The 13,704-nt window shown below is 57.0% G+C and carries 14 protein-coding genes; 12 read left to right on the top strand and 2 right to left on the bottom strand.

All coding sequences use genetic code 11. The features are described 5' to 3' along the window. Positions 1-32: 32 nt before the first annotated feature. Complete coding sequence (locus tag BR48_RS0118875; RefSeq protein WP_155810927.1) at positions 33-308, bottom strand: hypothetical protein; 276 nt, start codon at positions 306-308, stop codon at positions 33-35. 121 nt (positions 309-429) lie between these two features. Here BR48_RS0118875 and BR48_RS0118870 point away from each other — a divergent pair, with 121 nt between their 5' ends. The 8 genes from BR48_RS0118870 to BR48_RS0118830 all read left to right on the top strand — a co-directional run bounded on the left by BR48_RS0118870 (position 430) and on the right by BR48_RS0118830 (position 7,143). Further along, the gene (locus BR48_RS0118870) at positions 430-2,202 is read left to right on the top strand and encodes a hypothetical protein (RefSeq protein ID WP_027232741.1); all 1,773 of its coding nucleotides are present in this window, start codon (positions 430-432) and stop codon (positions 2,200-2,202) included. 216 nt (positions 2,203-2,418) lie between these two features. Then, positions 2,419-4,176: a SulP family inorganic anion transporter gene (locus BR48_RS0118860; RefSeq protein WP_027232740.1), complete on the top strand. Its 1,758-nt coding sequence runs from the start codon at positions 2,419-2,421 to the stop codon at positions 4,174-4,176. Beyond that, positions 4,173-4,994 carry a polyphosphate kinase 2 gene (gene ppk2 / locus BR48_RS0118855; RefSeq protein ID WP_027232739.1) on the top strand — a complete coding sequence of 274 codons (822 nt, stop codon included), beginning with the start codon at positions 4,173-4,175 and terminating at the stop codon, positions 4,992-4,994. Before BR48_RS0118860 ends, ppk2 begins: the two co-directional genes overlap by 4 nt. 46 nt (positions 4,995-5,040) lie before the next feature. Beyond that, a complete protein-coding gene (locus tag BR48_RS0118850; RefSeq protein ID WP_027232738.1) occupies positions 5,041-5,514 on the top strand; it encodes a hypothetical protein in 474 nt (157 codons plus the stop codon). A gap of 81 nt (positions 5,515-5,595) precedes the next feature. Then, complete coding sequence (locus BR48_RS0118845) at positions 5,596-5,865, top strand: hypothetical protein (RefSeq protein WP_155810926.1); 270 nt, start codon at positions 5,596-5,598, stop codon at positions 5,863-5,865. 6 nt (positions 5,866-5,871) lie between these two features. Continuing rightward, a complete protein-coding gene (locus BR48_RS0118840; protein WP_245273570.1) occupies positions 5,872-6,237 on the top strand; it encodes a hypothetical protein in 366 nt (121 codons plus the stop codon). Between the two features lie 15 nt (positions 6,238-6,252). Continuing rightward, entirely contained in the window at positions 6,253-6,582 is a 330-nt protein-coding gene (locus BR48_RS0118835; protein ID WP_027232735.1) for a potassium channel family protein, read from the top strand. A 69-nt stretch (positions 6,583-6,651) separates the two neighbouring features. Continuing rightward, positions 6,652-7,143, top strand: coding sequence for a hypothetical protein (locus BR48_RS0118830; RefSeq protein ID WP_027232734.1), 492 nt, complete (start codon positions 6,652-6,654; stop codon positions 7,141-7,143). Positions 7,144-7,203: 60 nt separating this feature from the next. On the opposite strand, the gene aspT is transcribed toward BR48_RS0118830, so the two are convergent. Continuing rightward, complete coding sequence (aspT, locus tag BR48_RS0118825; protein ID WP_027232733.1) at positions 7,204-8,898, bottom strand: aspartate-alanine antiporter; 1,695 nt, start codon at positions 8,896-8,898, stop codon at positions 7,204-7,206. A gap of 317 nt (positions 8,899-9,215) precedes the next feature. Here aspT and BR48_RS0118820 point away from each other — a divergent pair, with 317 nt between their 5' ends. The 4 genes from BR48_RS0118820 to BR48_RS0118805 all read left to right on the top strand — a co-directional run bounded on the left by BR48_RS0118820 (position 9,216) and on the right by BR48_RS0118805 (position 13,596). Then, on the top strand, positions 9,216-10,826 hold the full coding sequence (locus BR48_RS0118820) for a bifunctional aspartate transaminase/aspartate 4-decarboxylase (RefSeq protein ID WP_027232732.1): 1,611 nt from the start codon (positions 9,216-9,218) through the stop codon (positions 10,824-10,826). Between the two features lie 111 nt (positions 10,827-10,937). After that, positions 10,938-11,324: a hypothetical protein gene (locus BR48_RS0118815; RefSeq protein ID WP_155810925.1), complete on the top strand. Its 387-nt coding sequence runs from the start codon at positions 10,938-10,940 to the stop codon at positions 11,322-11,324. Between the two features lie 54 nt (positions 11,325-11,378). Continuing rightward, entirely contained in the window at positions 11,379-12,254 is an 876-nt protein-coding gene (locus BR48_RS0118810) for a bifunctional helix-turn-helix transcriptional regulator/GNAT family N-acetyltransferase (RefSeq protein ID WP_027232730.1), read from the top strand. 424 nt (positions 12,255-12,678) lie between these two features. Next, positions 12,679-13,596 carry an MBL fold metallo-hydrolase gene (locus BR48_RS0118805; RefSeq protein ID WP_027232729.1) on the top strand — a complete coding sequence of 306 codons (918 nt, stop codon included), beginning with the start codon at positions 12,679-12,681 and terminating at the stop codon, positions 13,594-13,596. Positions 13,597-13,704: the final 108 nt, after the last annotated feature.

Below are 13,704 nucleotides of genomic sequence, written 5' to 3'. Positions count from 1 at the left end.
GTTCAGTCCGTTAAGTTCGGTCAGGGCCGGCCTTAAGGATAGCCCTTGGACCCGAGCGCTTCAGCGATCTCCCTCGCGAGACTATCGGCCATCTCCGCGAATTCATCGCGCCGTTTCTCACGAATATTAACAGGCAGGTGTCGAGCATCTTCAAGCGCGCGTTCGGCTGCCGCGAGGTCGGAGCACAGCTCCTTAAATGCTTCGTTTCCCAGCATGAGTTGTCGAATGCGAAATGCGGATTCCGGAAATCTGCGAAGAGCCGCAGCCAATCCATCTTCCCGCTCCGTGTCCCAGGATCGCGACGTCATCGGTGCCTCCGCTGACTGCTCTCGTTTGTCGACGCATAGTATTGGAATAACTTCAGTTAGAGGCGTAAGATACTGTACCATACAGCCGTAAAGGACGGTTGCTTGTTCGGGGAAACAAGGGGTGAGCGTTGCCGCTGACGGCGTGCCGGTAGACAAGCAAGCTCTGCCGACGGATGCCGATGTCCTTGCGCAACTTGATCGCATTCGATCGAGTGCCGAATTCGATGTGCCTGAGCGCGCGCGCAGATTCCTGACCTATGTTGTTGAAGAGACAATTGCGGGTCGCGGCAACCGGATCAAAGCCTACTCGATCGCCATGGAAGTCTTTGGGCGCGAGTCATCGTTTGACGCGCAATTGGACCCCGTGGTCCGGATCCAGGCGGGTCTGATCAGGCGCGGCCTCGAACATTACTATCTCGTTGCCGGCAACGACGATCCAGTCATTATCACCATGCCCAAGGGCGGCTACATTCCCATCTTCTCGCGCAAGGATCCGGTAACGGCGCCCGAGAGCTATTTTAAGCCGATGCATGGAAAAAACCTCGGCCGCCTCTTGGAGCGCGCGTCTACGGGCAAATGGTCGGTACTGGTCTTGACCGCCATTGTCATTGGCTCAGTCATGTTCGCTGGCGGCTATCTGTTTCGCCTGGACCCGCTGGACCTTACGGGCGGAAATAATATGAGGCAGGCTGGACCCGACATCCCGAAAGTGCTGGTCGAACCTATCGAAGACCTTTCGGGGACACAGCGCTCTGCAAATATCGCGCAGGATTTGACTGATGAAGTCATCAGTCAGCTTGCGAAATTCAAGGAAGTCGTCGTCGTAGCAGGACGCTCATCCGACGCTTCCAGCACGTTGTTTAGGATCAACGACACGCGGCCAAGCTTTGCGTTGCAAGGGCGTGTCCGCATCGACGGGGAGAAGCTTCGTTTAAGCACCCGGCTCATGAATCGCGCCGACAGCTCCATTGTGTGGACCGGCAACTACGAGAACGACCTAAAAGCCGAGGGGTTGGTCCAACTTCAAGGCGACATAGCTCGCTCCGTGGCCACCGCGCTGGCACAACCTTACGGCATTCTCTTTCAGAAGGATTCGGCTCAACTCGCACAATCACCGCCAAATAATATCGAAGCCTATACCTGTACTTTGGCCTATTATCGCTACCGCGCAAACCTTAATCCGCAAACCCACACTGCGGTCCAGAGCTGCTTGAAGCGGGCCGTCGAGCGTTATCCGGGCTATGCTACTGCCTGGGCACTTCTTTCATTGACCTATCTCGATGAGGTCCGCTTTCGATACCGCCTGGACTCGCTGCCTGCCCCGTCGCTGGAGCTTGCGGCCTCCGCCGCAAAGCGGGCCACCGAACTCGATCCGCAGAACGTACGCGGTCTGCAGGCGGAGATGCTGACGTACTTCTTCCGCGGTCAAGTCCAGGAGTCACTGCAGATTGGCGCACGCGCCTACGCGATCAACCCCAACGACACGGAACTATCGGGCGAGTATGGATTTCGCCTCGCATTATCGGGAAAATGGGACGAAGGTTGCAAGCTGATCGCCTCGGCGGTGTCGCGCAATCCAGGACCGTCCGGATATTTCGAGGCAGCGCTTGCCGTCTGCTCATACATGGCGGGCGACTATGTTGCGGCCGAACAATGGTCGCAATTGTCGGACCTTGGCCCCAATCCGATCTTTCATATCATACGCATGGCGATCCTTGGAAAACTCGGCAAGCGCGAGGAAGCCGACAGTGAACGGAAGTGGCTTGAACAAAATGCTCCGGCTTTTCTCCCGGACATCAGGAATGTCGTCGCCACACGCATCCTTCGACCGGAAGACCAGTTGATCTTTATCGATGGACTGAGAAAAGCGGGCCTTACAATCCCGGGAAACTAGCCGCTTTGCTGCCCGCTCTGTAAGCGGGCGCCGTATATTACACGATGCTACACGTATTGCCGTTCGCATCGGTCTACACTCTAACCACATGAAACGGGCACAGCGCCCGCTCGAGGGAGGTAGCCGTGTTTCTCGATTACTCCGCGTTGGGTGTGCTCTTGTTCATGGCCTTGACCCCGATTGATGGGATCATCGCCATTCACAATATCGATTAAGATGGCCGCGGCAACGCACCCCTGGCCTGTCTTTAAGAGCCTGGCTGGCTATCGGGCCAATTGGCTGGGACGCGATGTCGGCGCGGGTCTTGCGGTTGCCGCCGTTGGATTGCCCAGTGCCATCGCTTATCCGGCAATTGTCGGCCTACCCCCGGAAACAGGTATTTACGCTAGTATCGCTGCACCAATCGCCTATGCACTATTGGGACCGTCTCAAAGGCTCGTACTCGGACCCGATGCGGCTACGATGACGGTGCTCGGCGCCGCCATCGCGTCAATCATAGCGTCGATGCCGGCGGACGCAGCGGTGGACCGTGTAACAATAGCTTCGGCGTTGGGACTCGCGGTCGGAGGAGTATGCCTGGCAGCCCGGTTGTTGCGGCTCGGGGTCGTTGCCACGTTTCTGTCCCGCCCTATTCTGGTCGGCTTTTTCGCCGGCATCGCGATATCCATAGTCGTCGGTCAGATTGGCCGGCTGACGGGAGTGAAAATACAATCCGAAGGGCTTGTCGCACCCGTGCTCGAACTGATCGGCAAAAGCGCCGAAATCCATTGGCCGTCCCTGCTGCTCGGTGCCAGCATGTTCGTTCTCCTGCAAGCGGCAAACAGATTACGGCTCCCCATTCCCGGGCCAGTCCTTGTCGTCGTCCTTGCCATGGTCCTCTCGGCGCTTTTTGGATTTCGCGAAATGGGCGTGAAGGTGGTGGGGGACATTCCCCTCGGACTCCCATCGTTTTCTATTCCCTCGTTTCGTGGGCTGCCATTGGACAAGATGCTGCTCGGTGCTGCCGCGGTTTTTCTTGTGAGCTTTGGCGCGGGCATTATTACGGCGCGCAGTTTCGCGGCGCGCTCGGGTGAAGCGGTCGACGCCAATGGTGAACTGATTGGGCTCTCGGCCGGCAATATTGCTGCCGGTCTCTTCGGCGCATTTCCGATCAGCATGTCGGACTCGCGGACGGCGATCGCGTTCGCGGCGGGCGGCAGATCGCAAATTGTCGGGCTCGTCTCGGCAGCTACCCTGATCGCCACGCTGCTCTTCCTCGGAGAAGCATTGCGGATTTTGCCCCTGCCAGCGCTTGGAGCAATCCTCGTATCAGCGGCCATCGGCTTGATCGATATCGGCGAGTTGAAACGCATCTGGCAAATCAGCCGGCCCGAATTCGTGTTCGCCATGATCACCATGTGGGGCGCGATAAGCTTTGGCGTGCTCAATGGGGTGGTCATCGCTATCGCCGCGACCCTGGTCTACTTGTTGCGCAAGTCGATGTACCCCCGCGACGCCCAGCTCGGCCGCATTCCTGGCCGCGACGGACTCTATAAGCTGCATCGCTCGCCCGAGGCCGCCCCGATACAGGGTCTCGTACTCTACATGATCCAGGGCAGCCTGCTTTTCGTCAACGCCGATTACGTTGGGGAGCGCATAAAGACCACGGTCCGCAAATTGGCGCCCGGATGCCGCTGGTTCGTTATAGACGCCAGCGCAATCGTCCAGGTCGACAGTACAGCCGCTGCAATGCTCGATGAAGTCAGGGAGGAACTTGCTGCCAAAGACATCAGGCTGTGCCTTGCGGAGGTCCACACCGAGGTGAGGGAAATACTTGAACGCAGCGGCGTGATCGAGCGTATCGGCACGCAATATGTCTTCGATGATTTGGAAGACGCGGTCGCTGCTTTTCAGACTGAAGCAGAGCAGCCTCGCGCCCAAGAAGGATTGTTGTCATCGGCATTGCCGATCCACGTTTCGGAGGTGAAAAGATGAGTAAGGACAATCACAAGTCTGCTGCCACGGAAGTTGACGACAAGAAGGGTTTCAAGGACCGCTACAACAAGGAGATGAGAAAGCTTCAGATCGAGCTTGCGCATCTGCAGGCATGGGTAAAGAAATCAGGGGCCCGTGTCGTCATCCTGTTCGAGGGGCGCGATGCAGCCGGCAAGGGGGGCATGATCAAACGGATTACCGAGCGTGTGAGCCCGCGGGTTTTTCGTGTAATCGCCCTGCCAGCGCCAAGTGATCGGGAAAAATCCCAGATCTTCATGCAGCGCTACATTGGATACCTGCCCGCTGCCGGGGAGATCGTGATCTTTGACCGGAGCTGGTACAACCGGGCAGGCGTCGATCGCGTGATGGGCTTCTGCAGTGAAAAAAAGGCCCGCCGCTTTCTTGAGCTGGCTCCGCGTTTTGAAGCAGCCATCGTCGAGAGCGGCATCATTCTGTTGAAGTATTTCCTGACAGTCAGCGAGGAGGAGCAAGACCGCCGCTTCCGTCGTCGCATTGACGATCCGTTGCGGCAATGGAAGCTCAGTCCGATGGACATAACATCCTATCAGCGGTGGTGGGATTATACGCGGGCCTATGACGAAATGCTCAAAATGACGGACAGCCAACACGCACCGTGGTGGATCGTGCCATCCGACGACAAGGAGCGCGCGCGTATAAATTGCATTTCTCACATCCTCAAATCGATCCCTTATGAAAGGGTCAAGTTTGACGAACCCGATCTTGGCAAACGCCAAAAGCGGCCCGGCGACTACATCGACCCCGAGATGACCCTAAACGTGGTTCCGAGGATTCTCTAAGCGACGAGGTGCTGGCCTCATATTCTCGACGAAGTGGAGGAAAGAGATGTCTGACAAAAAAGAACTTGACGTGAACGCGATGCCTCCGAGTGCGACGGAGCTTCGCCAGGAAGTTAAGAAGCGGGAGTCGGAGGAGACAAAAAAGCAGGCGAAAGCCAAGTCCGTCCAAGAACAGAAGATCGCCGATTTCGCCGAAGACTTTCTCAAGAACCATGTCGGCGAGGCGGACATTCTCGCTGTACGCCGCGCCGTGGCGGCTGCGGTCGAAAACGGCAAATTCGAAGCCATGGTCTATACCTTCTCCTCAGACCTTTGTTCGGACAGCGGCCGCGCGATCAATAGCGGCGACAAGAGCTGGCCTGATACCCTTCAGGGGAAGGCGAAGGAATTTTACGATCGCTACCAGAAATTCGGTAAGCCGCAAGGGTTCAGGCTCAAGGCAATGATCATCAGTTTCCCCAATGGAATGCCCGGCGACGTCGGCTTCTTCCTGAATTGGGGTTCCGATCTAGGCAGCTGAACAGCAAGTTACTCAAAAGGAAGCCGAAACATGAAGTTAGCGCTTTTGCTGGTCTTGCTTTCAGTGTCGCCGGTCAACGCAATGAGTGCAGCCGAACTCTTGAAAGCCGATAAGGGATTCGCCTCAGGCTACATTTTCGGTGCGATCGAATATCAGATTGCCGTCGCATGCGATGACGATGTCTCGGTGCGCCGTCAGGAAATTCGCAAGTGTCTGGTCGACGGCAAATTCATGTCCCAACAGCTCTATGGGACAGTCATCAGCTTCATCCAAACTCATCCTGAACAAACGAGCGCGGTGGGTGCGATCGTGCACGCGGTGGATGAAATTTGCCCGCGCTCGGGGAGATAAGCAACAATGAAAGCCACGAACGCCTGTGTGTTGAAATCAGCGATTGCCATGCGCCAGATCTCGTTGGCATTGGCGATCTCGTGCCTCAGCGTTTCCGCCCTCGCGGAGGCGCCATCCTTCGCAAAACTTCAAGCGATGTGCGGCAATGTGAAGGACCCCTTGGACCATGGATATTGTGTGGGGTTTCTGGAAGCGGTTGCGCTTCGTATTGTCCACGACAACAAGCACTGCACGGTCCTTCAAGAATATATCGACCACCCCAACTCAAGCCTCGCATTCCCGGATTTGATCGCAGACGTGGATCCCAAGGAATATTCGGGGAGCGCTCTCGAAGGCGTCGAGAAGTATTTCCTCAACAAAGGCTGCATGTAGGGTATCGGTCAGGAAATGAGCGCGAAAGCCAGGGAAACACGGCGCATTTTCTTCAGAGAGTTCTTTCGCCAGCTCGGAGTTGTTTGGCCAATCCTGTCCGGAATTCTTGTGTTGATGATCGGGTTTGGGCTCTTGATTGGCAGAATAGAAGATTGGCAGGCAATGGACACGCTCTACTTCACCTTCGTTACCGGCCTGACAATAGGCTATGGTGATCTCGCGCCGACCCACGCTTCATCGCGCTTGCTGGCTGTAGGGATTGGTTTTTGTGGAATCGTCATGACTGGGCTCATCGCGGCGGTCAGCGTGCAAGCGCTTGTAGCTGCAGCCACAGCCAGGAAGTGATGACTATCGTATGCAGTGGATTTCAGTTTCGCATAATTTTTAATTCAAAACAGAGCACAGGAGAAGATCATGCATTTATTCGCTTGGACTACCCTAGCAGTCGCTGTCCTCGCCGTTCCATGTGAGGCCGCCGTCACCAAATATGGTTCGGCGGCGGGCTGGGACATATATGTCGACGACACCATGGGACCTGGTTGCCTTATCATGCGGGACAATCCCGATGGTGAAACACAGGCGCAGATCGGTATCGATGCGACCGCGGCCCCCCGCGGCTTTCTCGCGCTTTATACCAAGACACCCACAAAAATTACCGCGGGTGAAAAGCTTGATGTCGTTTTCGATGTCGATGGTCAGAAATACACGGGCGTAGCCAAGGGACAGCAGATGCAAGGATATGACGGCGCATATGTTCCGTTCGACAACCTCGATTTCATCTACGATCTCGCCAAGAAGAAGGCGCTGACGATCACCGCGAAAGGACGCAAAACCGTGGTGGTAAATCTCACCGGCACCGATGACGCGTTCAAGGCGTTGCGGGCTTGTCAGGCCGCCCAGAAATAGCCGGAAGCCTTTCTGATGCCCGCGACATGGGACCAACCCATGTCGCGGCAGCGCCCTTGGTCAGGCAAGCAACATCACCAGCACCATGCCCCAGATGGTCAGCAGCGTATTCCCCACCGCATAGGTGACCGTATAGCCGAGGCCGGGGATCGTGCTCTTTGCCCGGTCGTTGATCATGCCAAGGGAAGCAGTGGTCGTTCGAGCGCCTGAGCAGCACCCCAAAAGGATGGCGGGATGGAACCGGAATACGTATTTCCCGACATACATGGCGAGGACGAGCGGGATCGTGGTCACGACAATGCCCCAGAGGAAGAGGCTGAAACCGAGCTGCTTCAACCCCGCTACAAAGCCCGGCCCGGAAGAAATTCCGACTACCGCGATGAAAATATTGAGGCCGACTGAATTCATGAACCAGACGGTCGATGAGGGAATGCGGCCAAACGTTGGATGTACCGAGCGCAGCCAGCCGAAGAAGAGCCCTGAAATCAACGCACCGCCTGACGTCGACAGAGTGAGCGGAACGCTGCCGATCTTGAAGACAAACGCGCCAACGAGCGCACCGATAGCGATAGCCCCGCCGATGAAGGCGACATCGGCGATGTCGGTCTGCCGGTCGGGTACTCCGAGAGCCTTGGTCGCTGCTGTGGTATCCTGGGTCCGCCCCACGATTGTAACGATATCGCCGCGGTTGATTTGAGTGTTAGGCAGGATTGGGATCGATATTGCGGTGGCGCCCCGCGTTATCTTTCGCAGAAACACACCACGTGCTGACGGCATTTTTGCGAGTTCAGCCAAGGTCTTTCCATCGACCTCCTTATTGGTCACAAATACGTCAACGCCTTCAGCCGGAACCGCCAAAAGCTGCGGATCGTCGATTTCTTCGGCGGTGTGGCCAATGACATTTACGAGGACTTCGCGGCGCCCGGCGACGGCGACGATGTCGCCCGCCTGAATCACAGTGTCGGCGGTGGCGTCCAAGAGCTTGCCGCCGCGGCGTATGCGCTCGATGAAAACTCGTTGCTCTGGAAGGAGTGCTTCGGCTTCGTGGGCCGTCTTGCCGACTATGGGTCCGCCTTCGCGCACCCGGTAGGCACGCAATTCGTAGTGGTGCCAGGCCGTACCAGCGCCCCCGATTTCCTTGTCGCCGCCGCCTTGTTCCTGCTCGTAGCGCTTGCACTCCGCCTCGAGATCGATCCCGAGCAAGGCGGGTCCGAGAAGCGCAAGCACAATAGCTGAGCCTACGGTGCCGAAGATATAAGTAACGGCATAGGCAACAGGCATTGCATCAAGCAAGGCCTTCGTCTGGTCGGGCGGCAGCGCGAGGCGATTGATGGCATCGGTGGCAAGCCCCATGGAAGCCGAAATCGTCTGCGAACCCGCGTAGAGGCCGACAGCGGAGCCGACGTCATAGCCCGCGAGAATTGCGCCAAAATAAGCGGTCACCAGACAGAACAGGCAAACAACGACCGCAAACAGAGCCTGAGGAATCCCGTCTTTGGCGATGCCCCTGACGAATTGCGGGCCAACGCCGTAGCCAATGGCGAATAGAAACATCAGGAAAAATGTTGCCTTCAACGGCGGCGAGATGGTGATGCCGAGCTGTCCTATGAGGACGGCGGCAATGAGGGTGGCCGTGACCGCGCCTAGTCCAAGGCCCTTATAGGTGAAGGACCCGAAATAGTAACCGAGCGCAAGAGACAGGAAGATGGCGATTTCGGGATAGCTACGCAGCACATTAACGAACCAGTCAATCATCATGCCCCTCCCAGAAAGCTGAAAGAAACGCCCCGCCATCCAACAATTTGGAACGGTCCATCGTTGTCGGCCAGAACAGATCAATCATGCGAGCTTTACACTGCGGAGCCCAGGGAAAAAGTAGTATCCTGTATCATACTGTATGGTACGTGCTGCAAACCTATTGTGTTTGCTAGTCTCAACTGTGACGCCTTCAAGTACTTTGAAGAGTTGCATTATGGCTTACCAGCTTCTCGATTCTGCTCGCCGAAGTGAAAGCCGGAATGATTTTTCCAAAACTGCCGTGGCTACTTTGTATTACCGGGGAGGAAGACCCTATGACAGTCATCGATTACCGCGACTACGAGAAGATGAGCCCGTTTGAAATAAAGGACGGCTTGATCAAGCTCGCCAAACGCAGTTCACAGAAATCGGCAAAGGTGCTGCTCAATGCAGGGCGCGGCAATCCGAACTGGATTGCGACCAGGCCTCGCGAGGGGTTCTTCCTGTTCGGCCAGTTCGCCTTGTCCGAATGCCGCCGTACGATGGACAATCCCACCGCTGGCGTTGCGGGCATGCCGCAGCAGAAGGACATCGCCGAGCGCTTCAAGGCCTGGATCGAGAAGCATGCCGATATGCCGGGCGCAGACTTCCTGGCGAAGATGGTTGAACATGCCGTCACGGCTTTCGGATTTGACGCGGACGCCTTTGTCTTCGAGCTAACGGATTCGATCATTGGCGATAATTACCCTGTGCCTGATCGCATGCTGGTCCATGCCGAACAGGTGGCGCACCGCTACCTCATGTGGGCGATGTGCGGCGACAAGGTTCCACCCGGCAAATTCGACCTTTATGCGGTGGAAGGCGGCACTGCCGCGATGTGTTACATCTTCAAGTCATTGATCGCCAACCGCATCCTCAAGAAGGGCGATACGATCGCGCTGGGGACGCCCATATTCACGCCTTACATCGAGATCGCGGAACTTGAAGACTATGCGTTCAACGCCGTCCACATCAAGGCTACGCAAGAGCATCGGTTCCAATACTCGGACGAGGAGATAAAGAAGCTCGAGGATCCGAAGATAAAGGCCTTCTTCGTCGTCAACCCCGGCAACCCTACTTCGATGGCGATCGATGCGCCTACAATCAAGAAGATCGTGGATCTCGTCAAGAAGAAGCGGCCCGACTTGCTGCTGCTGACCGACGATGTCTATGGCACCTTCGTGCCGGGCTTCCGCTCATTGATCGCCGAGCTGCCGGAAAATACCATCGGCGTCTACTCGTTCTCGAAATACTTTGGTTGCACTGGCTGGCGGCTTGGCCTTATCGCCATCCATGAGAAGAACATCCTGGACGAGATGACAAAGAAGCTGCCGCAAAAGGAACTGGAGGCCGTCGACAAGCGCTACATCTCGATCACACTCGAGCCCCGCAAGCTCAAGATGATTGACCGGATCGTTGCTGACAGTCGCGACGTCGCTCTCAATCACACCGCAGGTCTGTCCCTGCCGCAACAGGTGATGATGACCATGTTTTCGCTCAGCGAATTGATGGACACAGAAAAGCTCTACCAGAAGGCGTGCATGGATATCTGTCACAGCCGCGTCGATAGTCTTCTTGAAGGCCTGCCGCTTGATGTCCAGCCAAATCCAAACTTTGCCTATTATTACGGCACGATCGACTTCGAATTTTGGCTGCGCAGATATGTCGGCGACGACATGGTAAAGTGGCTGAAAAAGCATGTCCATCCGCTCGACCTCGTCTATCGCCTGGCGGAAGACCATTCGATTGTGCTTCTCAATGGCGGCGGTTTCGATGCGCCGAACTGGAGCGTCCGCGTCTCCTTCGCCAATCTTTCCGATGATGTCTATGACGATATCGGCAGAGGCGTCCGCGCTGTCGCACGTGGATACATTGATACGTTCAATGCATCGAAAAAGGGAAAATAGGCTTGGCGCGTGCAATTAGCCGGCAAACTCACTGTCGATCGTGCGAACTGACAGTCGATCGGCAGAGGGAACCATTTGGAGGGCAATATGTACAGGGTTCGAGTAGCGCTTTTGGTCACGCTGTTTGCCACAGTGACCGGATATGGTGCGCAAGCGGCCACGATAGAGGATCTCCAGGGTGCCTGGGCGATGAAAGGTAGCAAATGCGAAGAGATCTTTCAGAAGGTCGGCAGCAAAATCGAGTTCAAGGATAGGATTGCTTCAACCACAACCGGCCTCCTCTTCGCTGGCAACAAGGTTGCGGGGCCAATGGCGGTCTGTACGGTCACGAAGATTCGAAAGAAGTCGTCGCATCTTTCGGCCCAGCTAACCTGTGAGACGTCGATGATCGTTGAAAACGTTTCCGTCGGTTTCGACATTCCCAACCCGTCGGAGCTTAAGCGATTCGATCCCTTCGGCGAGAACACATATGTAACTTACCGGAAGTGCGATTTATAGCGGCAGCATGCGGCATGGATTGACAGAACGAATTGTCTGACCTAAGTCAGATAAATGCCGTACGACCCAGTCTTTCGCGTCCGTCGCTTCAACCGTGCTGTCACCGCCGAAGTTGGAGCCCTCGATACCTCGTTCCTCGGACGCGGCCGGCCGCTTGGCGCGGCACGCGTGCTTAATTTGATCGGCCAGGGGCAATCGGATGTTGCGGCTATCCGCGATGATCTCGATCTCGACTCGGGTCTCATGAGCCGTCTGCTGCGCAGCCTTGAAGAGGAAGGTCTCATTGAGACTGTATCGAATCCGCAGGATGCGCGTCGGCGCATCGCCAGGTTGACCGAAACCGGCAGCTCGGAGTTTCAGGCATACGAAGCGCTTTCCAATGCGCAGGCGACAGCATTTCTGGCGCGCCATTCCCAGCCGGAAGAACTTCTGCGCGCCATGGATATTGTTGCTTCCGCGCTGAGGCGCAGCCACATCGCGGTCGAGGAGAAAGATCCGCGAAACGCAGACGCCTCCTATTGTCTCGGTGAATACTACGCCGAGCTTGGACGCCGTTTCGAGAAGGGTTTCGACGTGTCGCTGTCGCGGGATCCGGACGCCGGGGATATGATCCGCCCGCGCGGCGTATTCCTGGTAGCCACATCGGATTCTCTGCCCATAGGCTGTGTCGGGTTGAAGGGCAGTGGCGGCGACGTTGCGGAGATCAAAAGGCTTTGGGTCGCGCCATCGGCACGGGGACTTGGGCTGGCAAAACGGCTTATGGCTGCCGCCGAAAATTGCGCCCGTGAACTATCCATAGAGGTCCTGCGTCTGGATACGAATAGTGCGCTGACCGAAGCACAGCAGCTTTATCGCAGAACCGGTTGGACTGAGATCGCACGTTTCAATGACGACCCCTACCCTGACACCTTCTTCGAGAAGCGCCTCTAAAGCGGCGGCGGCCCAGACCGCCGTTGGTCTATCGTGCGTGGTTTGATCCCGTCTACCCATTATACGGCCAGCCATACCCTCCTTGTTAATGGATGAGCGAACCTATGCTTTGGTATCGCTGCCCCATGCTGCAGGGCCATCAGCTTTACCAGCGCGCGTAACATTTGCCCTCGCGCGCCGAATGGTGCGCTCGAAGGCAACCCCAATTCTGATGCCGCCAAAGGCTGCTCGAAACGCCGTTTTGGCGGCACTATAGCCCGTTTCCCCTGCGTTGGTTCGCCCGTCGGCCGTGGTAGCCGGACCTATACGACCGTATGGCCCGGTCTGTCCCTGACACCAATTGTCCGCAAGCAGGGCGAGAAATAACCTCAACCATGCCGTGCACAAGACGGCGGTCAGCAGGCGAAGAAACAGGAGAACTGATATGAACTTACAGACCTCACACCCCGCCGTTAAACCTGCGCCCGACGAGCTGGTCCCGTCGCGCTACGCGTTGAAGATCGGCGAGATTTTCGTAATGGTTGTAAGCGATGGTGTACTGCCGTTGCCAGGCAAGATGTTAGGCCACAACGCCGATGCTGCCGACCGGGCGGCTTGGCTCAGCTACAATTTCCTGCCGACGGATAAGCTAGACTGGGGGTTGAACGTGGTCGTGGTGCGTAGTGGCGGCAAGACCATCCTCATCGACGCCGGGCTGGGGGACGACCCCAACTTGAACTTGCCGCGGGCCGGGCAGCTGGCCCATCGGCTGCAGGCCGCCGGCATCGAGCTTGCGTCGGTGACCGACGTGATCCTGACCCATATGCACATGGACCATATTGGCATGTTTCTTGTCGACGGGGTGAAGGAGCAGTTGCGTAAGGACCTGCGAATCCACGTGGCGGAAGCCGAAGTCAAGTTCTGGACCCACCCGGATTTTTCCCACGTCTCCATGCCTGAGGGGTTTCCGGATGCGCTTCGTGCGGCGGCCAAGCGGTTCGCTGAAGAGTACAAGAGCAATTTGCAGACATTCAAGGAGGAGTACGAGGTTGCGCCCGGGGTGGTCGCCAAACGCACGGGCGGTCATACCCCGGGGCACAGCGTGGTGCGCCTCGCGTCTGGCAACGACCGGTTGATGTTCGCCGGCGACGCCGTGTTCGCGGTCGGCTTCGAGCATCCCGACTGGTTCAACGGCTTTGAACACGACCCCGAGGAGGCGGCGCGCGTCCGCATTCGTCTTTTAAAGGAGCTGGCAGCGACCGGCGAGCTGCTGGTAGCAACGCACCTGCCGTTCCCATCCATCGGCCATGTGGCGGTCGAGGGGGATGCCTTTCGCTGGGTGCCGATCTTCTGGGATTACTGACCGGACCGGGGCGTGAACCACTACGTCGCGTGGTCCACGCCCTGGCTCAGTCTGCATTACTACAGTCGTCCGTACCGACGTGCCCGCGTCACGGGCTGCTTTGAGCAT

The organism is Phyllobacterium sp. UNC302MFCol5.2 (genome assembly GCF_000686005.1).
GTDB lineage: Bacteria > Pseudomonadota > Alphaproteobacteria > Rhizobiales > Rhizobiaceae > Phyllobacterium > Phyllobacterium pellucidum.
The sequence above is the reverse complement of the archived record's forward strand: the minus strand, read 5'-3'. Positions and strand labels throughout refer to the sequence as shown.

What these genes read in the sequence shown, in the direction of transcription:
- BR48_RS0118805 (WP_027232729.1), top strand. Translation starts at nt 12,679, where the DNA reads ATGAACTTACAGACCTCACACCCCGCCGTTAAACCTGCGCCCGACGAG.
- BR48_RS0118820 (WP_027232732.1), top strand. Translation starts at nt 9,216, where the DNA reads ATGACAGTCATCGATTACCGCGACTACGAGAAGATGAGCCCGTTTGAA.
- BR48_RS0118845 (WP_155810926.1), top strand. Translation starts at nt 5,596, where the DNA reads ATGAGTGCAGCCGAACTCTTGAAAGCCGATAAGGGATTCGCCTCAGGC.
- BR48_RS0118810 (WP_027232730.1), top strand. Translation starts at nt 11,379, where the DNA reads ATGCCGTACGACCCAGTCTTTCGCGTCCGTCGCTTCAACCGTGCTGTC.
- BR48_RS0118830 (WP_027232734.1), top strand. Translation starts at nt 6,652, where the DNA reads ATGCATTTATTCGCTTGGACTACCCTAGCAGTCGCTGTCCTCGCCGTT.
- BR48_RS0118875 (WP_155810927.1), bottom strand. Translation starts at nt 308, where the DNA reads ATGACGTCGCGATCCTGGGACACGGAGCGGGAAGATGGATTGGCTGCG.
- aspT (WP_027232733.1), bottom strand. Translation starts at nt 8,898, where the DNA reads ATGATTGACTGGTTCGTTAATGTGCTGCGTAGCTATCCCGAAATCGCC.
- BR48_RS0118860 (WP_027232740.1), top strand. Translation starts at nt 2,419, where the DNA reads ATGGCCGCGGCAACGCACCCCTGGCCTGTCTTTAAGAGCCTGGCTGGC.
- BR48_RS0118835 (WP_027232735.1), top strand. Translation starts at nt 6,253, where the DNA reads ATGAGCGCGAAAGCCAGGGAAACACGGCGCATTTTCTTCAGAGAGTTC.
- BR48_RS0118840 (WP_245273570.1), top strand. Translation starts at nt 5,872, where the DNA reads ATGAAAGCCACGAACGCCTGTGTGTTGAAATCAGCGATTGCCATGCGC.
- ppk2 (WP_027232739.1), top strand. Translation starts at nt 4,173, where the DNA reads ATGAGTAAGGACAATCACAAGTCTGCTGCCACGGAAGTTGACGACAAG.
- BR48_RS0118850 (WP_027232738.1), top strand. Translation starts at nt 5,041, where the DNA reads ATGTCTGACAAAAAAGAACTTGACGTGAACGCGATGCCTCCGAGTGCG.